Origin of the sequence: Lysobacter sp. BMK333-48F3 (assembly GCF_019733395.1) — a bacterium.
GTDB lineage: Bacteria > Pseudomonadota > Gammaproteobacteria > Xanthomonadales > Xanthomonadaceae > Lysobacter.
On record NZ_JAIHOO010000001.1, the window covers coordinates 4,904,893 to 4,923,155 of the forward strand.

The window sequence follows — 18,263 nt, forward strand, 5'->3', positions numbered from 1 at the left end:
GCCGCCCTTGCCCGCCAGGCACGGATTTGCCCTGCCGGCCCGCCGCGCTTACAATTCCGCGGCTGTGCGCCGGACCGGGTTCCCGGATCGGCCGCGCCGTCCACGCCGGACGTCACCGGCGAATACACACCTGTCGCCCCAATTCGTGCCGGGGTGCCGCGAAATCGGCCGCAAGCCGATCCGCGGTTCGGACACGAAAGCGCCAGGGAGGCCCAACCCCGGAACCATCGCCACGCGGCCAGGCCGCGCGGCAGCGCCCTCACCTATCGCGGCGCCGGTTCCACTGCCTTCGGAGTCTTTGCAATGCCCCAGATCACCATGCGTCAGATGCTGGAAGCCGGCGTCCACTTCGGCCACCAGACGCGCTACTGGAACCCCAAGATGGGCCCGTACATCTTCGGCGCCCGCGGCAAGATCCACATCATCAACCTCGAGAAGACCGTTCCGCTGTTCAACGACGCGATGAACTTCATCTCGGGCATCGCCCAGAAGCGCGGCACCATCCTGTTCATCGGCACCAAGCGCTCGGCGCGCGAGTCGATCAAGGAAGAGGCCGAGCGTTGCGGCATGCCGTACATGACCCAGCGCTGGCTGGGCGGCACCCTGACCAACTTCCGCACCGTCAAGCAGTCGGTGTCGCGCCTGAAGGAACTGGAAGCCGGCGAAACCGACGGCACCTTCCTGAAGATGGTCAAGCACGAAGTGCTGGGCCTGCGCCGCGAGCGCGCCAAGCTGGAAGCCTCGCTGGGCGGCATCAAGGACATGAACCGTCTGCCCGACGCGCTGTTCGTGATCGACATCGGCCATGAAGACATCGCGATCAAGGAAGCCAAGAAGCTCGGCATCCCGGTCATCGCCGTGGTCGACACCAACTACGATCCGGCCCTGGTCGACTACGCCATCCCGGGCAACGACGACGCCATCCGCGCCGTGCAGCTGTACGCCCGCGCCGCCGCCGACGCCGTGCTCGAAGGCAAGGCCGCCGCTCCGTCGGCCGGCGTGCGCGAGGAAGAGTTCGCCGAAGCCGGCGAAGAAGGCGCCGCCAAGGACGACCGCAAGGCCCCGCGCGGCCGCGCGCCGGCCAAGAAGGGCCCGGCCCCGGCCGCGAAGAAGGCCGACGGCGAAGCGCCGGCTGCCGAGTAAGCGTCATGTAATGCAGCCGCGCCACACTGCGCGGCTGCGATTACCCGTATCCGTTCCGGGCAGCCGCCGCGCAAGCGGCGATGCGTCGCCGCGATCCGCGATGAAAGCGCGGCCTGCGCCGTCCCTGCCCGGACTTTATCGAACACCCGAGGTAACCCCATGGCTGAAATCACCGCTTCCCTGGTCAAGGAACTCCGCGAGCGCACCGGCGCCGGCATGATGGAGTGCAAGAAGGCCCTGACCGAAAACAACGGCGACCTCGACGCCGCCGCCGAGTGGCTGCGCAAGTCGGGCATCATCAAGCTCGAAAAGAAGGCTGATCGCGTTACCGCCGAAGGCCGCATCGCCGTCGCCCAGAACGGCGGCAAGGCCGTGCTGGTCGAGATCAACTCCGAAACCGACTTCGTCGCCAAGGACAGCAATTTCGTCAGCTTCACCGACACCGTCGCCCAGGTCGCCCTGAGCTCCGGCGCGGCCGACGTGGAAGCCCTGAAGGCCGCCAAGCTGCCGTCGGGCGAGACCGTCGAGGAAACCCGCGCCGCGGTCATCGCCAAGATCGGCGAGAACATTCAGGTCCGCCGCATGGTCGCGATCGACAGCGCCAACAACGTCGCCGCCTACGTGCACGGCGGCAAGATCGGCGTGCTGATCGAGCTCAAGGGCGGCGATGCCGACCTGGCGCGCGGCCTGGCGATGCATGTCGCGGCGATGAACCCGCCGCACATCAAGGCCAGCGACGTGCCGGCCGCGTTCGTCGAGAAGGAAAAGGAAATCGAGCTGGCCAAGATGTCCGAGAAGGACAAGGCCAAGCCGGCCGACATCCTGGAGAAGATCATCGGCGGCAAGATCGCCAAGATCGTCAACGAGGTCACCCTGTACGGCCAGACCTATGTGCTCGGCGACCAGACCGTCGAGCAGGTGGTCAAGGCCGCCGGCGCCGACGTGGTCGGCATGCACCGCCTGGCCGTGGGCGAAGGCATCGAGAAGCAGGTCGACGACTTCGCCGCCGAAGTCATGAAGCAGGCCGGCCTGGCGTAAGCCGAGCCGCTGCGAAGCGAGACGAAAAAGGCCGCGGATTCCGCGGCCTTTTTCTTTGTTCGGGAATCGGGAATCGGGAATCGGGAATCGGGAGTCGGGAGTCGGGAGTCGGGAGTCGGGCGACAGCGTATCCGCCTGCCGTCATGCCCGCGCAGGCGGGCATCCAGGGCTTCATCGCGACATAGCTCTGTAGCCACATGGCTCTGAAGCCCCTGGATCCCCGCCTTCGCGGGGATGACGACTGGAGGCCGCAGGACAGCGCGCAGGACGGCAGCGGACCGCCGCGCGGCCTCACTCGATGGGTGGACAGGATTCGGAGTAGTACGAACTCTGCGACAGGTACACCCACTGTCCGCCGCTCCAGCGGTACTTGACCGTGACCACCTCGTAGGCCCAGCCGCGGTCCTCGCAACTGGTCTGGCTCATGATCTCGCCCTCGGCCGGATCAGCCTGGGCCGCCACCGGCAGCACCAACAGCAGGCCCGACAGGCCCAGCGCGCGCAACGCATTCCGATACGTCATCTCACCCCTCCTGGGAACGGCGAACGTCTCGCCGGCGTCGATCTTAGCCAGACCGGGCCGCGGCGCCCGCGCCGTACCCTGTCAGATCCGACAGGCCGGCCGCGGCAACCACGACCGCCGTCGCAAAGCCACGCGCCAAGGGCGGGCACGGACACAAAAAAGGCCGCGTCGTCGACGCGGCCCTCGGCAGTCCGGGCGCAGGCGCCCGCGGGCTCAGCCCTGCTGCTGGAAATACACCTCTTCGTACGGCTGCACCACGACCCAGCCGGTGCCGGCGAACTTGAGCTGCACGCTCTCGCCCGAGCCGCGGCCGAACAGGGTGCCCAGCGAGATGTCGGTGACGATGTCCGGGCTCAGCCCGCCCGACCAGGCCACGGTCGCGTTCGGGTCGGTGAACACCGGCTGGTCCGGGGTCACCGCCAGGGTCAGCGGCTCGTAGTGCGAGGTGATCGCGACCACGCCCTGGCCGCTGAGCTTGATGTTGAACAGGCCGCCCGAGACCATGCCGGCGACCTTGCGCATCATCTTGATGTCCGAGGCGATGCCGTCCTCGTAGGCCAGCACGTCGTTGCCGTTGACGAAGATCGACTCGCCGTTCAGGCGCAGCAGGGTGATCTTCTTGCCGGCGTCGGCGATGTAGACCCGACCCTGGCCTTCCATCTTCATCAGCTGGGTGCCTTCGCCGCTGATCGCCTTCTTCAGCAGATTGCCCAGGCCCTGCTCCAGCACGCCCTGGCGGACGAACTTGACGCCGCCGCGGTAGGCGACCATCGAGCCGGCCTTGGCCCAGACCCGGCCGTTGAGCTTGACCTCGAGCAGGTGCGAGCTTTCCAGTTCGAACGCCTCCTGGCTGAGGTCCTTCTGCTTGGAAGCCTCGAGGAATTCGTTGAGATTCTTGATCGACACGGTCCATCTCCTTGGGTGGTGCGCGGCGCGCGCCGCGGCGGCGCCGGCGCGATGCGGCGGTCCCGCCATGGGACCGGCGGCGCGATGATACGGGATCGCGGCGGCGCTACGATGGCGAAACCGGTCGCGGTCGGCGCGCGACGGCGATCGCACCCCGCCGCGGCCTCGGCGACGGCCGCCGGAGCGCGTGGGTTACCCCAATCGCGCCCAAACCGCGAGCGATCGGCTCGATTCCGCACGCCGCAGCATGGAGGGCTTGGGCTACAATTCCGCCGCCCCGTCGCTCCCCCGAGAAAGCCCATGTCCCAGCTCGCCTATCGCCGTGTCTTGTTGAAACTTTCCGGCGAGGCGCTGATGGGCGACGAGGATTACGGCATCGATCCCAAGGTGATCGGCCGCCTCGCCCGCGAGGTCATCGAAGTCCAGCAGGCCGGCGCCGAAGTCGCGCTGGTCATCGGCGGCGGCAACATCTTCCGCGGCGCCGGCCTGGCCGCCGGCGGCATGGACCGGGTCACCGGCGACCAGATGGGCATGCTCGCCACGGTCATCAACGCCCTGGCCATGCAGGATTCGCTGGAGAAGCTCGGCGCCAAGGTGCGGGTGATGAGCGCGATCAAGATCAACGACGTGTGCGAGGACTACATCCGCCGCCGCGCCATCCGCCACCTGGAAAAAGGCCGCCTGGCGATTTTCGCCGCCGGCGTCGGCAGCCCGTTCTTCACCACCGACTCGGGCGCCGCGCTGCGCGCGATCGAGATCGGCGCCGACCTGCTGCTGAAGGCGACCAAGGTCGACGGCGTGTACGACAAGGACCCGAAGAAGCACAGCGACGCGGTGCGCTTCGACAAGCTCAGCTACGACGAGGTGATCAGCCGCGACCTGCAGGTCATGGACACCGCTGCGTTCGCGCTGTGCCGCGACAGCGAACTGCCGCTGCGCATCTTCGACATGAGCCAGCCGGGCGTGCTGCTGAAGATCCTGCGCGGCGAGAACATCGGCACCCTGGTGCAGGGCCGCGGCTGAACCCAGCCCGCCCCGCGCCGATCGCGACGGCCGCCCTCGGGCGGCCGTTTGCGTTCGAGGACCGGCGAGCGCGACCGCCGCCGTCCCGGCCGGCTCAGCCTTCGCGGCTGAACTCGCGCGCCGCCTGGGCCGCCTCGCGCGCGGCCTGCTCGGCCTCGCGGGTCGCTGCCGCGGCTTCGCGCATGGCCTGCGCGGCCGCGCCCCGGGCCTGTTCGGCGATGCGCTCGGCCTCGACCTGCCCGCCTGCCGCACGGCGCGCCTGCTGCTCGGCGCGGGCGGCTTCGCGCGCTGCCCGATGCGCCTGCTCTTCGGCCCGGGTGGCGTGCTGCCGAGCAATCGCCTGCGCCCGCTCGGCCACGCGTTGTCCGCGCTCGGCTTCGCGCCGGCCCTGCTCGGCCGCGCGCTCGCCTTCGATCCGGGCCGCGCGGGCGTGGCGTTCGGCCTCGCTCGCCGCCACCGCCGCTTCGCGCCGCGCGCGTTCGCCGGCGATCTCGGCCTGGCGCGACTCGCGCATCATCCGCTGCAGCCGTTCGCGCGTCGCCGGATCGACGACCTCGCGGTAAGCGCCGTCGTCGCCAATTCGGTAGTAGCGCTCGCCGCGCACCGCCCAACGCTGGTCCGGCACGCCGGCGCCGCGTTCGGTGATGTGGGTTTCGCCGGCGCTTTCCCCGGCGCGATCCGGGTCGACCTTGGCCTGTACCGGCTGGGCGATATCCGCGGCGGCGATCCGGTACGGGGCCAGACCGAGCGCGGCGACAGCGGCGGTCAGGCATAGGGCGAGCAGGCGCGAAGTCGGAACGGCGTTGTGCAGCATGGTCAGTCTCCTCTTGAGGATCAGATAGGTCGGCGAGGCGCTGGCGAGGCCGGCCTGCGGCCGCGGACCGACGCCCAGCCGCACCAGCAGGCGGCCGTAGTCCTGGGCGGCGTAGCGCCGGCTGTCGAGCACGGCCGCATCGACCGCGGCCTCGCGCGCCAGGGCGTACTCGCGCGCGATCAGGTGGGCGAGCGGGTGGAAGAAAAACAGCCATTGCGCCGCGGCCGGCACCCAGCCCCACCACAGGTCGCCGCGACGCAGGTGTTCGAGTTCGTGGTGCAGGGCCATTTCCAGTTCGGCCGCGCTCATGCCCGCCAGCCGCGCCTGCGGCAGCAGCACCGTCGCCGGCCACGGGCCCAGCAACTGCGGCGATTCGATCTGCGCCGACAGCCGCAGCGCCGGCATCCGGCGCAAGTCGAGCGCGACGCCGAGCCGATGCCAGATCTGCAGCGCGGCGGGGTGTTCGCAGCGTTGCGAATCGGCCAGGCGGCGGCGCGCGGCGCGCCAGGCCCGAGCCTGCGGCGCCAGCATCGCCAGGCAGCCGGCCAGCCACAGCCCGGCCAGCACCAGCGACCAGACCGGCAGGTCCGGGCCGGCGTGCGGCGCCGCATTCGCCGCTTCGCCGGCGGCGATCGCGAACGGCAGGCGCTCCGGCCAGGGCGCGGCCGGCAGTCCGTCGCCGGCGGCCAGCGCCGGCCACCACGACGGCGCCGACAACGCCAGCGGTGTCGGCCAACACAGGCCGATCAGCAACTGCAGGGCCGCCAGCCACCACAGCCGGCAACGCGCCGCCGCGCTCAGCCGCGGCAGCCAGCGGCAGGCCGCGGCCACCAGCGCCACCAGCAACAGCGATTGCAGGCTCGCCGCCGCCAGCCTGGCGATCAGTTCCGACACCCAGTCCGCATCGATGCCCATGTCAGCCGTCCTTGCGCCGCGATTGCAGTTGCGCGACCAGTTCTTCCAATTCGCCCAGTTCCTCGTCGCTGACCTCGCCGCGCTGCGACATCCAGGCCACGAACGGCGACAGCGAGCCTTGCAGGGTGTTGGCGACGAACTGGCCGACCGCCGAACGCATGACTTCGTCGGGCGCGGTCGCGCTGGCGTAGCGGTACACGCCGCCGGCCTTGCGCCGGCGCAGGAAGCCCTTGGCGCGCAGGCGCTCCATCATGGTCAGCACGGTCGAACGGGCCAGGCCGCGGGCCTGGCCGTAGTCGGCCGCCACTTCGCCGACCGAGGCGTCGCCGCGCTCGTCCAGGTAATGCAGCAGGGCCAGTTCCTGGTCGCCGATCGATTTGCGGTTCATGGACCCTCCTGACTACGTCTGTAGTCAGAGTGCGTTTGACTACAGGCGTAGTCAAGCGGCCGAAAGTCATGGGTCCGGGGCGGCGGGACGGCGGCGGGAGCGCTCCGGCAGCGCCGCTCCAATCTCGGATTCCGTGCCCGGCTGCCGGGTTTAAAGCCGCGCCGCGGCGGCCTGTAATAGTGTTCGTGCCCGGCCGCGTGACAGCATGGCCGCATGCATTCCCACGGCCACCATCACCACGCCCACGGCGGCACCCGCGCCTTCGCCGCGGTGACCTTGATCAACCTCGCCTACACCGTGCTCGAGGCCGGCTACGGTTTCGCCACCAATTCGCTGGCGCTGCTGTCCGATGCCCTGCACAACCTCGGCGACGTGCTCGGCCTGGGCCTGGCCTGGGGCGCCGCCGCCCTGGCCCGGCGCAGCCCCACCGACCGCCACACCTACGGCTGGCGCCGCGCGACCCTGCTCTCGCCGCTGGCCAACGCGCTGCTGCTGGTCGCCTTTTCCGGCGCCCTGGGCTGGGAGGCGATCCGCCGCTTCGGCGCGCCGCCGCAGATTCCAGCCTTGCCGGTGATGCTGGTCGCGGCGATCGGCATCGCGGTCAATCTGGGCGCGGCCTGGCTGGTGCGCGACGGCCACGAGCACGACCTCAACCGCCGCGGCGCCTTCCTGCATTTGATGGCCGATGCCGCGGTGTCGCTGGCGGCGGTGCTGGCCGGCGCCGGCATGTGGCTGACCGGCTGGGCCTGGCTCGACCCGGCGATCGCCTTGCTGATCGGCGCGGTGGTCGCGATCGGCGCATTCGGCCTGCTGCGCGAAAGCTTCGACGCGGCGATGGACGCGGTGCCGCGCAGCATCGACCGCGGCGAAGTCGAGGCGCTGCTGCGCGCGCAGCCGGGCGTGGAGACCGTGCATCACCTGCACATCTGGTCGCTGGGCGCCGGCGAGATCGCGATGACCGCGCACATCGTGCGTCCCGACGACAGCGACCACGACGCTTTCATCGACCGCCTCAACCGCGAGCTCGACCGCCGCTTCGGCATCAATCATCCGACCCTGCAGGTCGAGCACGGCCGCGCCTGCGAGCACGACCGCCACGACCGCGCGCCGCACGGCGGCCACGGCCATGGCCACGAGCACCATGAGCACCACGATCACGGCCACCGCCACGATCATCATCACCACGAAGACGGCTGCGGCCACGACCACCAGCACGGTCACGACCACGCCGCCGGCCACGATGGCGACCATCCGCACGATCACGATCGCCCGCACCCGCATCCGCAGCGTCCGAACCCCGGTCCATCGGCGTCGCGCTGAGGTTCATGCTGCATCGCAGCGAATCGCGCCGGGGCGCCGGATCTCCCACGATCCCTGCCCTCCGGCGCGCGCAAACCGTGACCGCCGACGCCCGTCGCACCGCCCCTGCGGCCCCTGCGCGGCCTCCTCGGGGCGGCCGCCCGGCCCGCAAAACCCGCCCGAGCCCATATAATCCCGCGATTACCCTTGCAGTTACCGTTACGAAAGGACCGGAGCCGGCGATGCTCAACGACATCAAGAAAGACGCACAGAACCGCATGGCCAAGAGCGTGGAAGCGTTCCGCCACGATCTGACCAAGGTCCGCACCGGCCGCGCCTCCACTGCGCTGGTGGACCATCTGAAGGTCAACTACCACGGTTCCGACATGCCGTTGAACCAGGTCGCCAGCGTCCAGGTCAGCGATGCGCGCACCCTGACCATCACCCCGTGGGAAAAGCAGATCGTCGGCGCGGTCGAGAAGGCCATCCTCGCCTCCGACCTGGGCCTGACCCCGAACACCGCCGGCACGGTGATCCGGATCAACCTGCCTGCGCTGACCGAAGAGCGCCGCAAGGAGCTGACCAAGGTCGTGCACAGCGAAAGCGAGAACGCCAAGGTCGCGGTCCGCAACATCCGCCGCGACGCCAACCATCAGGCCAAGGAACTGCTCAAGGACAAGAAGGTCACCGAGGACGAGCTGCGCCGCTTCGAGGACGAGATCCAGAAGGTCACCGACAGCGCGATCAAGGACGTCGACGGCGTGGTCAAGGCCAAGGAACAGGAGTTGATGGCGGTCTGATGCCGCCAGGCGCCGCACGCGGGTTCGACTGAACTTCCGCGCGCCGCGCCGGTCCAGTTCCGGGTTCCGCGCGCGCGGGGCCCGGCTCCGCCCGGCCGCCATCCCCCGTCAACGGCCGACCGTCCGCCTACCGAGATTCCCGTCATCGGCGCCATGCCCAACGAGTCCGCCCCCTCGCCCGCCCGCATCCCGCGCCACCTCGCCGTCATCATGGACGGCAACGGCCGTTGGGCCGAACGCCGGCGCCGGCCGCGCATCATCGGCCACCGCGCCGGCGCGCGCACGGTCAACGTCTGCATCGATTTCTGCATCGCCCGCGGCATCCAGGCGCTGACCCTGTTCGCGTTCTCGAGCGAGAACTGGGGCCGCCCGGAGGACGAAGTCGGCGGGCTGATGAAGCTGTTCCTCAACGCGCTGGAGCGCGAAGTCGAAGAGCTGCACCGGCGCGGCGTGCGGGTGCGCTTCATCGGCGAACGCGACCGCTTCTCGCCCAAGATCCGCGAACGCATGGCCGCGGCCGAGGCGCAGACCCGCGCCAACGACCGCCTGCACCTGACCATCGCCGCCAGCTACGGCGGCCGCTGGGACATCGTCCAGGCGGCGCGTTCGCTGGCCGCCGACGTCGCCGCCGGCCGGCTGGCCGCGGACGCGATCGACGAATCCCTGTTCGCCTCGCGGATTTGCCTGGCCGACCTGCCGCCGCCGGATCTGTTCATCCGCACCGGCGGCGACACCCGGATCAGCAATTTCCTGCTCTGGCAGCTGGCCTATACCGAACTGTGGTTCACCGAGGCGCTGTGGCCCGAACTCGACGAGGCGATGCTGCAACGCGCGCTGGACGAGTTCGGCGGCCGCGAGCGGCGCTTCGGCCTGACCGGGGCGCAAATCGCCGCCCAGCCCAAAGAGACCGTTGAATGACCCGAACCCGCCTGCTCGCCGCGCTGGTCATGGCGCCCGTCGCGATCGCTGCGATCCTGCTGCTGCCGACGCCGTGGATGATCGCCGTGGCCGCGGTGCTGTTCCTGGCCGGCCTGTGGGAGTGGTTCGACCTGGCCGAGATCGAGGACACCCTGTCGCGCACCGTGCTGCTGGTCGCGCACCTGGCGCTGATGGTGACCATCGTCTGGGCTTCGCGCGGCGGCGGCATGGGCGCGGTGCAGGCGCCGTCGATGGTGTTGTTCAAGATCGCCTCGCTGGTCGGCGTGGTGTGGTGGCTGCTGGCCCTGCTGTGGCTGCAGCGCTTCCAGTTCGCCAGCAACCACGAGACCTATGCGCGCGCGTTCAAGCTCGCCGCGGCGGCGCTGAGCGTGATCCCGGCCTGGTGCGCGCTGGCCTGGATCCACGCCGAGGGCCCGAACGGCCATTGGTGGCTGCTGACCGCGCTGGCCGTGGTCTGGGCCGCCGACAGCGGCGCCTATTTCGCCGGACGCAAGTTCGGCATGCTCAAGCTGGCCCCGCGGGTCAGCCCGAACAAGACCGTCGAAGGCCTGATCGGCGGCGCGATCGCCGGCGTCGCCGCCGGCGTGGGCTTTTCGCTGCTGGCCGGCGCCCGCACCGAGCAACTGCATTGGATCGCGCTGGTGTCGCTGGCGGCGGTGCTGTTCTCGGTGATCGGCGATCTGTTCGAAAGCCTGCTCAAGCGCCATGTCGGGGTCAAAGACTCCGGCCACCTGATCCCGGGCCACGGCGGCATCCTCGACCGCATCGACGGCGTGCTCGCCGCGCTGCCGGTGTTCGCGCTCGGCAAGGCCATCTTCGGGTTCTGATCCGGCCATGACTGCTCCCGCCCGCAAGGTCGCCGTACTCGGCGCCACCGGTTCGATCGGCACGTCCGCGCTGGACGTGATCGCGCGCCATCCCGATTCGCTGCGCGCCAGCGTGCTCGCCGCCGGCGGCAAGGTCGACGCCCTGCTCGCGTTGTGCGAACGCCATCGCCCCGAGCACGCGGTGATCGCCGACCCGGGCGGCTTCGCCGCGCTGCGCGACGGCCTGCGCGAACGCGGCCTGGCCACCCAGGCCCATTGCGGCGACCAGGCCCTGGTCGAGCTGGTCGGCTCGCAGGTCTGCGACACCGTGGTCGCGGCCATAGTCGGGGCGGCCGGGCTGACCTCGACCCTGGCCGCCGCCCGCGCCGGCAAGCGCCTGCTGCTGGCCAACAAAGAGTCCTTGGTGCTGGCCGGCGAGCTGCTGATGGACGCCGCCGCCCAGGCCGGCGCCTGCATCGTGCCGATCGACAGCGAGCACAACGCGATCTTCCAGTGCCTGCCCGACGCGCACGCCCACGCCGGTCTCAAGCGGATCCTGCTGACCGCCTCGGGCGGCCCGTTCCGCGGCCGTACACGTTCGCAGCTGACCGAAGTCACCCCGGAACAGGCGGTGGCCCATCCCAAATGGTCGATGGGGCCGAAGATCTCGGTCGATTCGGCGACGCTGATGAACAAGGGCCTGGAAGTGATCGAGGCCCACCACCTGTTCGGGGTCGGCGGCGAACGCATCGAAGTGCTGGTGCACCCGCAGAGCCTGGTCCATTCGCTGGTCGAATTCGTCGACGGCTCGACCCTGGCCCAGCTCGGCCTGCCCGACATGCGCACCGCGCTGGCGGTGGGCTTCGGCTGGCCGCAGCGGATCGACTCGGGCGTGGCCGGACTCGACCTGCTGGCCCACGGCCGGCTCGATTTCGAGCGCCCCGACCTCGCCGCCTTCCCCTGCCTGCGCCTGGCCTTCGAGGCCCTGGCCGCCGGCGGCACCGCGCCGGCGGTGCTGAACGCCGCCAACGAAGTGGCGGTTTCAGCGTTTCTTCAGCGGCGCATCGGTTTCCTAGCGATACCGGCGCTGGTCGAGGACACCCTCGCCGCGCTCCCCTCCCAACCGGCCAGTTCGCTGGCGGCGTTGCGCGACGCCGACGAACGGGCCCGCCGCCACGCCGAACAGGCGATCGTTCAACGAGCCTGAACCATGGCAGCAGCCCAGCCACCGTCGTCGAGGCAGCCATGAGCGAGGTCCTGGGATCGCTGTGGTGGCTCATCATCAGCATCGGCTTGCTGGTGACCATCCACGAGTTCGGCCATTTCTGGGTCGCCCGCCGCTGCGGGGTCAAGGTGCTGCGCTTCTCGATCGGCTTCGGCAAGCCGCTGTGGCTGCGCAAGGGCGCCGACGGCACCGAGTACGCGATCGGCGCGATTCCGCTCGGCGGCTACGTCAAGATGCTCGACGAGCGCGAATTCGAGATTCCCGACGCGCTGATCCCGCAGGCCTTCAACCGCAAGCCGGTGTGGCAGCGCATCGCCATCGTCGCCGCCGGCCCGGTCGCCAACCTGATCCTGTGCGTGGCCCTGTTGTGGGGCATGTTCGTGATCGGCCGCCCCGACTTCGCGCCGGTGATCGGCGACGCCGTCGGCCTGGCCGCCGAGTCGGGACTGCGCCGCGGCGACAGCGTGCTGCGGATCGGCGACCGCGACACCCCGACCTGGAGCGAGGTGCAACTGGCCCTGCTGCCCTACGCGCTGGACCGCGAGAACGTGGCGGTGCGGATCCGCGCCGAGAACGGCGCGCAGGCCACTCGCCAACTGCAGCTGTCGCGCCTGCCGGCCGAGTTCGACGAACGCCGCGCGGTGCAGATCGTCGGCCTCAGCGGCCGCCACGAGCTGCGCCCGACCGTGATCGGCCGGATCGCCCCGGGCGCCCCGGCCTGGGGCGTGCTGGCCGAGGGCGACCGGGTCACCGCGCTCGACGGCGATCCGGTGCGCAGCTGGGACGACCTCAGCGCGGCGGTGACCAAGCTCGGCGAGCGCGGCGGCGCGGCGATGATAGAAGTGGCCCGCAACGGCGACCGCCTGGCCCTGGAAATCGCCCCCAAGCGGATGGCCAGGCCCGACGGCAAGGCCTACTGGGGCCTGGGCCTGACCTCGGCCGCCGTGCCCGAGCCGGCGCGCGACGCGGTGCTGCGCTACGGCCCGCTGCAGGCGGTGCCGGCGGCGCTGCGCGAGGGCGTGCACCAGACCGAGCAGTTGTTCGCGATGATCGGCCGCGCCTTCACCGGCCGGGTCTCGCTGCAGAACACGGTGGCCGGCCCGGTGACCATCGGCCGCGCCGCCAACGCCTATGCCCGCAACGGGCCGGCCTGGTATCTGCAGCTGCTGGCCCTGCTGTCGCTGAGCCTGGGCATCCTGAACCTGCTGCCGATCCCGATCTTGGACGGCGGTCACCTGCTGTATTACCTTATCGAGCTGGTCAAAGGCAGCCCGGTCAGCGAGCGCGTGATGGCGGCCGGACATTTCGTCGGCCTGGCCCTGATCGCCAGCCTGATGGGCCTGGCGTTCTACAACGACATCCTGAACAACTTGGTGCGCTGATGCCGGCCTGACGCTCGAACGAACGCTTTGCCCTCTATCCTGCCGCACTTCGACCCGATGCCCGACTGCCGGCATCCAGCCCCAAACGGACGTAATGATGACGCGAATCCCTAATCGCCGCCTGCTCGCCCTCGCCCTTGCCACGGCAATGACCTCGGCGCCGGCGATTCCCGCGATGGCGCAGTCCGCCGATCCGTTCTCGCTGGGCGGCGGCGCGCCGAACGCTCCGGCACCGGGTTCGTTCACGGTCAGCGACATCCGCATCGACGGGTTGCAACGCATCTCCGCCGGCACCGTCTTCACCTACCTGCCGGTCGAGCGCGGCGACACGATGGACACGGCCAAGGCCGGCGACGCCATCCGCGCCCTGTACAAGACCGGCTTCTTCGAAGACGTCCGGCTCGACCGCCAGGGCACCATCCTGGTGGTCACCGTCGCCGAGCGTCCGGCGATCAACAAGCTGACCCTGACCGGCAACAAGGACATCAAGAGCGAAGACCTGCTCAAGGGCCTGAAGGAAATCGGCCTGGCCGAAGGCGAGACCTTCGACCGCCTGGCCCTGGACAAGGTCACCCAGGACCTGACCCGGCAGTACAACAACCGCGGCAAGTACAACGTCGAGATCACCAACTCGGTGAACCGCCTCGACCGCAACCGCGTCGACCTGACCATCACCGTCAAGGAAGGCAAGGCGGCCAAGATCCGCCACATCAACCTGATCGGCAACGACAAGTTCGAGCAGAAGGACATCCTCGACGGTTGGGAATCGCGCGAGCACAACTGGCTCAGCTGGTACCGCCGCGACGACCAGTACTCGCGCGAGAAGCTGTCCGGCGACCTGGAAAAGCTCAACTCCTATTACCTCGACCGCGGCTACGTCGACTTCAGCATCGACTCGACCCAGGTCGCGATCAGCCCGGACCGCCAGGACATGTTCCTGACCGCCGGCGTCACCGAGGGCGACCAGTACAAGGTCGCCAGCGTGCAGGTCACCGGCGACACCATCCTGCCCAAGGAAGAGATCGAGAAGCTGGTCATCGTCAAGCCGGAACAGATCTTCTCGCGCCGCCTGCTCGAGATCAGCTCCGACGCGATCACCGCGACCCTGGGCAACGTCGGCTACGCCTTCGCCCAGGTCAATCCGATCCCGGACGTCAACCGCGAGAACAAGACCGTCGGCATCAACATGCAGGTGGTGCCGGGCCCGCGCGTCAACGTGCGCCGGATCGTGTTCAAGGGCAACACCCGTACCGCCGACGAAGTGCTGCGCCGCGAAATGCGCCAGTTCGAAGGCACCTGGTACTCGCAGGCGGCGATCGACCGCTCCAAGATCCGGCTGCAGGGCCTGGGCTATTTCGAGAACGTCGACGTCGAGAGCAAGCCGGTGCCCGGCACCAACGACCAGGTCGACGTGGTCTACAACCTCAAGGAAACCACCTCCGGCAGCTTCGTGTTCGGCCTGGGCTATTCGCAGCTGGGCAAGCTGACCACGCAGATCCAGCTGTCGCAGAACAACTTCCTCGGCAGCGGCAACCGCGTGTCGGTGCAGGCGCAGCGCAGCCGTTACCAGTCGCGCTACGACTTCTCCTACACCAACCCCTACTTCACCGACGACGGCGTCTCGCTGGGCTACAACCTGTCCTGGCGCGAACTCGACTACTCCGACTTCAACACCGCCCAGTACTCGACCACCAACGGCACCGCCCAGGTCGTGCTCGGCGTGCCGCTGACCGAGACCGACTCGGTGACCGGCCTGCTCGGCATCGACAGCAACGAGATCCTGGCGTTCGAGAACACCGCGCCGCCGAGCATCATCGATTACCTCGACGCGCTCGGCCAACGCACCTTCCACGCCTGGCGCGCGCAGATCGGCTGGGGCCGCAACAGCCTCAACCACGCGCTGACCCCGACCGCCGGCACCCAGCAGCGGGTGTGGCTGGAAGCGACCCTGCCGGGCTCGACGGTCGAGTACTACAAGATCAACTACAACTTCTCCAAGTTCTGGCCGCTGTCGCGCCACCTGGTGCTCAACACCCGCGCCGAACTGGGCTACGGCGACAGCTACGGCAAGGACAGCAGCCGGGTCGTCGACCGCGACGGCACCGGCCCCAACCCGCCGAAGACCATCACCGCGACCGGCCTGCCGTTCTTCGAGAACTTCTACGCCGGCGGCGTGCGCTCGGTGCGCGGCTTCACCGACAACACCCTCGGCCCGCGCGAGGCCGCCTTCGTCGGCGCGACCTACAAGCAGCCGCTGGGCGGCGCGTTCAAGACCACCGGTTCGCTGGAAATGTATTTCCCGACCCTGCTCGACACGCCGGCCGCGCGCATCTCCGCGTTCCTGGACTTCGGCAACGTCTACAAGGACTACGACGCCTTCGACGCGGGCGAGCTGCGCGCCTCGGCCGGTATCGCCCTGATGTGGCGCTCGCCGATGGGCCCGATCTCGATCAGCTACGCGTTCCCGTTCAAGAAGCAGGGTCCGGAGTACAACGCGCAAGGCCAGCAGGTCGACCGCGGCGACGAGCTGGAACGCCTGCAGTTCACCTTCGGCGGCACGTTCTGATCGCCGACCGCGCTTTGGGCACCCCGCTGTGAGCAACGACGGTTACACCGCGCAGGAACTGGCCGAGCGCTTCGCGCTCGGCTTGCGCGGCGACGGCGCCGCGCGCGTGCTCGGCGTCGGCACCCTGGCCCGGGCCGAGCCCGGCCAGCTGGCCTTCCTCGCCAATCCCAAGTACCGCGCCCAGCTCGCCGCGAGCCGCGCCGGTGCGGTGGTGATGCGCGAGGACGACGCCGAGGGCTACGCCGGCACCGCGCTGATCGCGCGCGATCCCTACGCCGCCTTCGCCAAGATCTCGGCCCTGTTCGAGCCGCGCCCGCTGCGCGAACCCGGCATCCACGCCTCGGCCGCGATCGATCCCAGCGCGGACGTGTCGCCCCAGGCCCATATCGGCCCCTTCGTCAGCATCGGCGCGCGCAGCCGCATCGAGGCCGGCGCCATCGTCGGCCCCGGCTGCGTGATCGGCGAGGACTGCGTGGTCGGCGCCGGCAGCGAACTGATCGCCCGGGTGACTCTGGTGACCCGGGTCCGGCTCGGCCAGCGCGTACTGATCCATCCCGGCGCGGTGCTCGGCGCCGACGGCTTCGGCCTGGCGATGGAGGCCGGCCGCTGGCTCAAGGTGCCCCAGCTCGGCGGCGTGGTGGTCGGCGACGATTGCGAGATCGGCGCCAACACCACCATCGACCGCGGCGCGATCGAGGACACGGTGCTGGAAGAGGACGTGCGCCTGGACAACCAGATCCAGATCGGCCACAACGTCCGCATCGGCGCCCACAGCGCCATGGCCGGCTGCTCGGCCGCGGCCGGCAGCGCCCGGATCGGCCGCTACTGCCTGATCGGCGGCGGCGCCGGCGTGCTCGGCCATCTGGAGCTGTGCGACAAGGTCGTGATCACCGCGATGAGCCTGGTCACCAGCTCGATCCGCGAGCCGGGCGAGTACTCCTCCGGCACCCCGCTGATGGACAACCGCAGCTGGCGCAAGAACGCCGCCCGGTTCAAGCAGCTCGACGCGATCGCCCGCCGCAACCCGCGTCCGCGCGAGGACGGCTGAGCCGCCCTGCCCCGGCGCCACCATACGCCGGCGCCACACCCGCGGCGAAAACTGCGGGACAATGGGCATTGCGGCGCAAGCCGATCACGACGGGCCGCGGACGGACCGCGGACTCCCAGCGCAGGACGCGCATAACGGAAGAACCCAAGAAGATGAGCCAGACCCTGCAACTCCCGCTCGACGTTACGGCGATCCAGAAGCTGCTGCCGCACCGTTACCCGTTCCTGCTGGTCGACCGCGTGGTCGAGTTCGAAGCCCACAAGCGCGTGCTCTGCCGCAAGAACGTGAGTTGCAACGAGCCCTACTTCAACGGCCACTTCCCCGGCCACCCGGTGATGCCGGGGGTGCTGGTGATCGAAGCGCTGGCCCAGGCCGGCGGCATCCTGACCCAGCTCTCGCACGGCGGCGTCGCCGACGGCCGCCTGTTCTACCTGGTCAAGATCGACAACGCCAAGTTCTCGCGCATGGTCACCCCGGGCGACTGCCTGGAGCTGGAAGTCACGCTCAAGCGCACCATCCGCAACATGGCCATCTACACCGGCGTGGCCCGCGTCGACGGCGAGCAGGTCGCCTGCGCCGACATCGTCTGCGCCGAGGTCAAGGAGTGACGCGATGAGCGCCACGATCCACCCCACCGCCTTCGTCGAACCCGGCGCCCGCCTCGGCGACGGCGTCGTGGTCGGCCCGTTCTGCTACATCGGCGATCAGGTCGAGGTCGGCGACGGCACCGTGTTCGGCCCGCACTGCGTGGTCCACGGCCCGACCCGGATCGGCCGCGGCAACCGCTTCTACGCCCAGTGCGCGATCGGCGGCGATCCGCAGGACAAGAAATTCGCCGGCGAACGCACCGAGCTGGAAATCGGCGACGACAACGTGTTCCGCGAGTTCGTCACCGTCAACCGCGGCACCGGCAACGGCGGCGGCCTGACCCGGATCGGCAACGGCAACTGGTTCCTGGCCTACACCCACGTCGCCCACGATTGCCAGGTCGGCAACCAGTGCGTGTTCTCCAACAACTCGACCCTGGCCGGCCACGTCACCGTGGAAGACCAGGTGATCATGAGCGGCTTCTCCGGCATCCATCAGTTCTGCCGGATCGGCGCGCACGCCTTCATCGGCATGGGCGCGCTGGTCAACGGCGACGTGCCGCCGTTCCTGATGGTCGCCCAGGACGGCTACGGCCGCCCGCGCGGGATCAACAGCGAAGGCCTCAAGCGCCGCGGCTTCGACGCCGAACGCATCGGCGCGATCAAGCGCGCCTACCGCACCTTGTACGTCTCCGGCGCTTCGCTGGAAGAAGCGCGGGCCAAGCTCGAGGACATCGCCGCCGACAGCCCGGACGTGCGCGCCCTGCTCGACTTCATCGGCAACGGCGAGCGGCCGCTGCTGCGCTGAGCCCGCCCGCGGCGGGACGGCGCCGGCCGTCCCGTCCTGCGCAGCGCTTCCCAT

At 69.8% G+C, this 18,263-nt stretch carries 17 protein-coding genes; 13 read left to right on the plus strand and 4 right to left on the minus strand.

Features of this window, described 5'->3' with window-relative positions:
• The first annotated feature begins 303 nt into the window (after window positions 1–303).
• Together rpsB and tsf are read left to right on the plus strand one after the other, a co-directional pair.
• On the plus strand, window positions 304–1,143 hold the full coding sequence (rpsB, locus tag K4L06_RS21075; RefSeq protein ID WP_221673239.1) for a 30S ribosomal protein S2: 840 nt from the start codon (window positions 304–306) through the stop codon (window positions 1,141–1,143).
• A gap of 159 nt (window positions 1,144–1,302) precedes the next feature.
• A complete protein-coding gene (tsf, locus tag K4L06_RS21080; RefSeq protein ID WP_221673240.1) occupies window positions 1,303–2,181 on the plus strand; it encodes a translation elongation factor Ts in 879 nt (292 codons plus the stop codon).
• Window positions 2,182–2,472: 291 nt separating this feature from the next.
• Here the strand turns inward: tsf and K4L06_RS21085 are convergent, their stop codons facing one another.
• Both K4L06_RS21085 and K4L06_RS21090 read right to left on the minus strand, forming a co-directional pair.
• Window positions 2,473–2,703, minus strand: coding sequence for a hypothetical protein (locus K4L06_RS21085; protein WP_221673241.1), 231 nt, complete (start codon window positions 2,701–2,703; stop codon window positions 2,473–2,475).
• Between the two features lie 213 nt (window positions 2,704–2,916).
• Complete coding sequence (locus tag K4L06_RS21090) at window positions 2,917–3,609, minus strand: AIM24 family protein (protein WP_221673242.1); 693 nt, start codon at window positions 3,607–3,609, stop codon at window positions 2,917–2,919.
• A 300-nt stretch (window positions 3,610–3,909) separates the two neighbouring features.
• Between K4L06_RS21090 and pyrH the strand changes: the two genes are divergently transcribed.
• The gene (pyrH, locus tag K4L06_RS21095; protein WP_221673243.1) at window positions 3,910–4,632 is read left to right on the plus strand and encodes a UMP kinase; all 723 of its coding nucleotides are present in this window, start codon (window positions 3,910–3,912) and stop codon (window positions 4,630–4,632) included.
• 94 nt (window positions 4,633–4,726) lie between these two features.
• Here pyrH and K4L06_RS21100 read toward each other — a convergent pair whose 3' ends face one another.
• Window positions 4,727–6,361 carry a M56 family metallopeptidase gene (locus K4L06_RS21100; RefSeq protein WP_221673244.1) on the minus strand — a complete coding sequence of 545 codons (1,635 nt, stop codon included), beginning with the start codon at window positions 6,359–6,361 and terminating at the stop codon, window positions 4,727–4,729.
• Between the two features lies 1 nt (window position 6,362).
• The gene (locus tag K4L06_RS21105) at window positions 6,363–6,749 is read right to left on the minus strand and encodes a BlaI/MecI/CopY family transcriptional regulator (protein ID WP_221673245.1); all 387 of its coding nucleotides are present in this window, start codon (window positions 6,747–6,749) and stop codon (window positions 6,363–6,365) included.
• A 213-nt stretch (window positions 6,750–6,962) separates the two neighbouring features.
• On the opposite strand from K4L06_RS21105, the gene K4L06_RS21110 reads away from it, so the two are divergent.
• The 10 genes from K4L06_RS21110 to lpxA all read left to right on the plus strand — a co-directional run bounded on the left by K4L06_RS21110 (window position 6,963) and on the right by lpxA (window position 18,209).
• Window positions 6,963–8,069, plus strand: coding sequence for a cation diffusion facilitator family transporter (locus K4L06_RS21110; RefSeq protein ID WP_221673246.1), 1,107 nt, complete (start codon window positions 6,963–6,965; stop codon window positions 8,067–8,069).
• 221 nt (window positions 8,070–8,290) lie between these two features.
• Window positions 8,291–8,848, plus strand: coding sequence for a ribosome recycling factor (frr, locus tag K4L06_RS21115; protein WP_221673247.1), 558 nt, complete (start codon window positions 8,291–8,293; stop codon window positions 8,846–8,848).
• Between the two features lie 153 nt (window positions 8,849–9,001).
• On the plus strand, window positions 9,002–9,766 hold the full coding sequence (gene uppS, locus K4L06_RS21120) for a polyprenyl diphosphate synthase (RefSeq protein ID WP_221673248.1): 765 nt from the start codon (window positions 9,002–9,004) through the stop codon (window positions 9,764–9,766).
• Entirely contained in the window at window positions 9,763–10,614 is an 852-nt protein-coding gene (locus tag K4L06_RS21125; RefSeq protein WP_221673249.1) for a phosphatidate cytidylyltransferase, read from the plus strand. The genes uppS and K4L06_RS21125 overlap by 4 nt, the downstream gene beginning before the upstream one ends.
• Before the next feature lie 7 nt (window positions 10,615–10,621).
• The gene (locus K4L06_RS21130; protein WP_221673250.1) at window positions 10,622–11,800 is read left to right on the plus strand and encodes a 1-deoxy-D-xylulose-5-phosphate reductoisomerase; all 1,179 of its coding nucleotides are present in this window, start codon (window positions 10,622–10,624) and stop codon (window positions 11,798–11,800) included.
• 38 nt (window positions 11,801–11,838) lie between these two features.
• On the plus strand, window positions 11,839–13,200 hold the full coding sequence (rseP, locus tag K4L06_RS21135; RefSeq protein WP_221673251.1) for an RIP metalloprotease RseP: 1,362 nt from the start codon (window positions 11,839–11,841) through the stop codon (window positions 13,198–13,200).
• 97 nt (window positions 13,201–13,297) lie between these two features.
• Window positions 13,298–15,766, plus strand: coding sequence for an outer membrane protein assembly factor BamA (gene bamA / locus K4L06_RS21140; RefSeq protein WP_221673252.1), 2,469 nt, complete (start codon window positions 13,298–13,300; stop codon window positions 15,764–15,766).
• 28 nt (window positions 15,767–15,794) lie between these two features.
• Window positions 15,795–16,814, plus strand: a complete 1,020-nt coding sequence (gene lpxD, locus K4L06_RS21145; protein ID WP_221673253.1) for a UDP-3-O-(3-hydroxymyristoyl)glucosamine N-acyltransferase — start codon at window positions 15,795–15,797, stop codon at window positions 16,812–16,814.
• Between the two features lie 152 nt (window positions 16,815–16,966).
• A complete protein-coding gene (gene fabZ, locus K4L06_RS21150; protein ID WP_221673254.1) occupies window positions 16,967–17,422 on the plus strand; it encodes a 3-hydroxyacyl-ACP dehydratase FabZ in 456 nt (151 codons plus the stop codon).
• Between the two features lie 4 nt (window positions 17,423–17,426).
• Entirely contained in the window at window positions 17,427–18,209 is a 783-nt protein-coding gene (lpxA, locus tag K4L06_RS21155; RefSeq protein WP_221673255.1) for an acyl-ACP--UDP-N-acetylglucosamine O-acyltransferase, read from the plus strand.
• Window positions 18,210–18,263 lie beyond the last annotated feature (54 nt).

Excerpts from the sequence above, each read along its gene's own strand:
- bamA (WP_221673252.1), top strand. The coding sequence starts at position 13,298 with ATGACGCGAATCCCTAATCGCCGCCTGCTCGCCCTCGCCCTTGCCACG.
- tsf (WP_221673240.1), top strand. The coding sequence starts at position 1,303 with ATGGCTGAAATCACCGCTTCCCTGGTCAAGGAACTCCGCGAGCGCACC.
- rseP (WP_221673251.1), top strand. The coding sequence starts at position 11,839 with ATGAGCGAGGTCCTGGGATCGCTGTGGTGGCTCATCATCAGCATCGGC.
- rpsB (WP_221673239.1), top strand. The coding sequence starts at position 304 with ATGCCCCAGATCACCATGCGTCAGATGCTGGAAGCCGGCGTCCACTTC.
- K4L06_RS21100 (WP_221673244.1), bottom strand. The coding sequence starts at position 6,361 with ATGGGCATCGATGCGGACTGGGTGTCGGAACTGATCGCCAGGCTGGCG.
- lpxA (WP_221673255.1), top strand. The coding sequence starts at position 17,427 with ATGAGCGCCACGATCCACCCCACCGCCTTCGTCGAACCCGGCGCCCGC.
- K4L06_RS21130 (WP_221673250.1), top strand. The coding sequence starts at position 10,622 with ATGACTGCTCCCGCCCGCAAGGTCGCCGTACTCGGCGCCACCGGTTCG.
- pyrH (WP_221673243.1), top strand. The coding sequence starts at position 3,910 with ATGTCCCAGCTCGCCTATCGCCGTGTCTTGTTGAAACTTTCCGGCGAG.
- K4L06_RS21110 (WP_221673246.1), top strand. The coding sequence starts at position 6,963 with ATGCATTCCCACGGCCACCATCACCACGCCCACGGCGGCACCCGCGCC.
- K4L06_RS21085 (WP_221673241.1), bottom strand. The coding sequence starts at position 2,703 with ATGACGTATCGGAATGCGTTGCGCGCGCTGGGCCTGTCGGGCCTGCTG.
- K4L06_RS21105 (WP_221673245.1), bottom strand. The coding sequence starts at position 6,749 with ATGAACCGCAAATCGATCGGCGACCAGGAACTGGCCCTGCTGCATTAC.
- K4L06_RS21125 (WP_221673249.1), top strand. The coding sequence starts at position 9,763 with ATGACCCGAACCCGCCTGCTCGCCGCGCTGGTCATGGCGCCCGTCGCG.
- frr (WP_221673247.1), top strand. The coding sequence starts at position 8,291 with ATGCTCAACGACATCAAGAAAGACGCACAGAACCGCATGGCCAAGAGC.
- fabZ (WP_221673254.1), top strand. The coding sequence starts at position 16,967 with ATGAGCCAGACCCTGCAACTCCCGCTCGACGTTACGGCGATCCAGAAG.
- uppS (WP_221673248.1), top strand. The coding sequence starts at position 9,002 with ATGCCCAACGAGTCCGCCCCCTCGCCCGCCCGCATCCCGCGCCACCTC.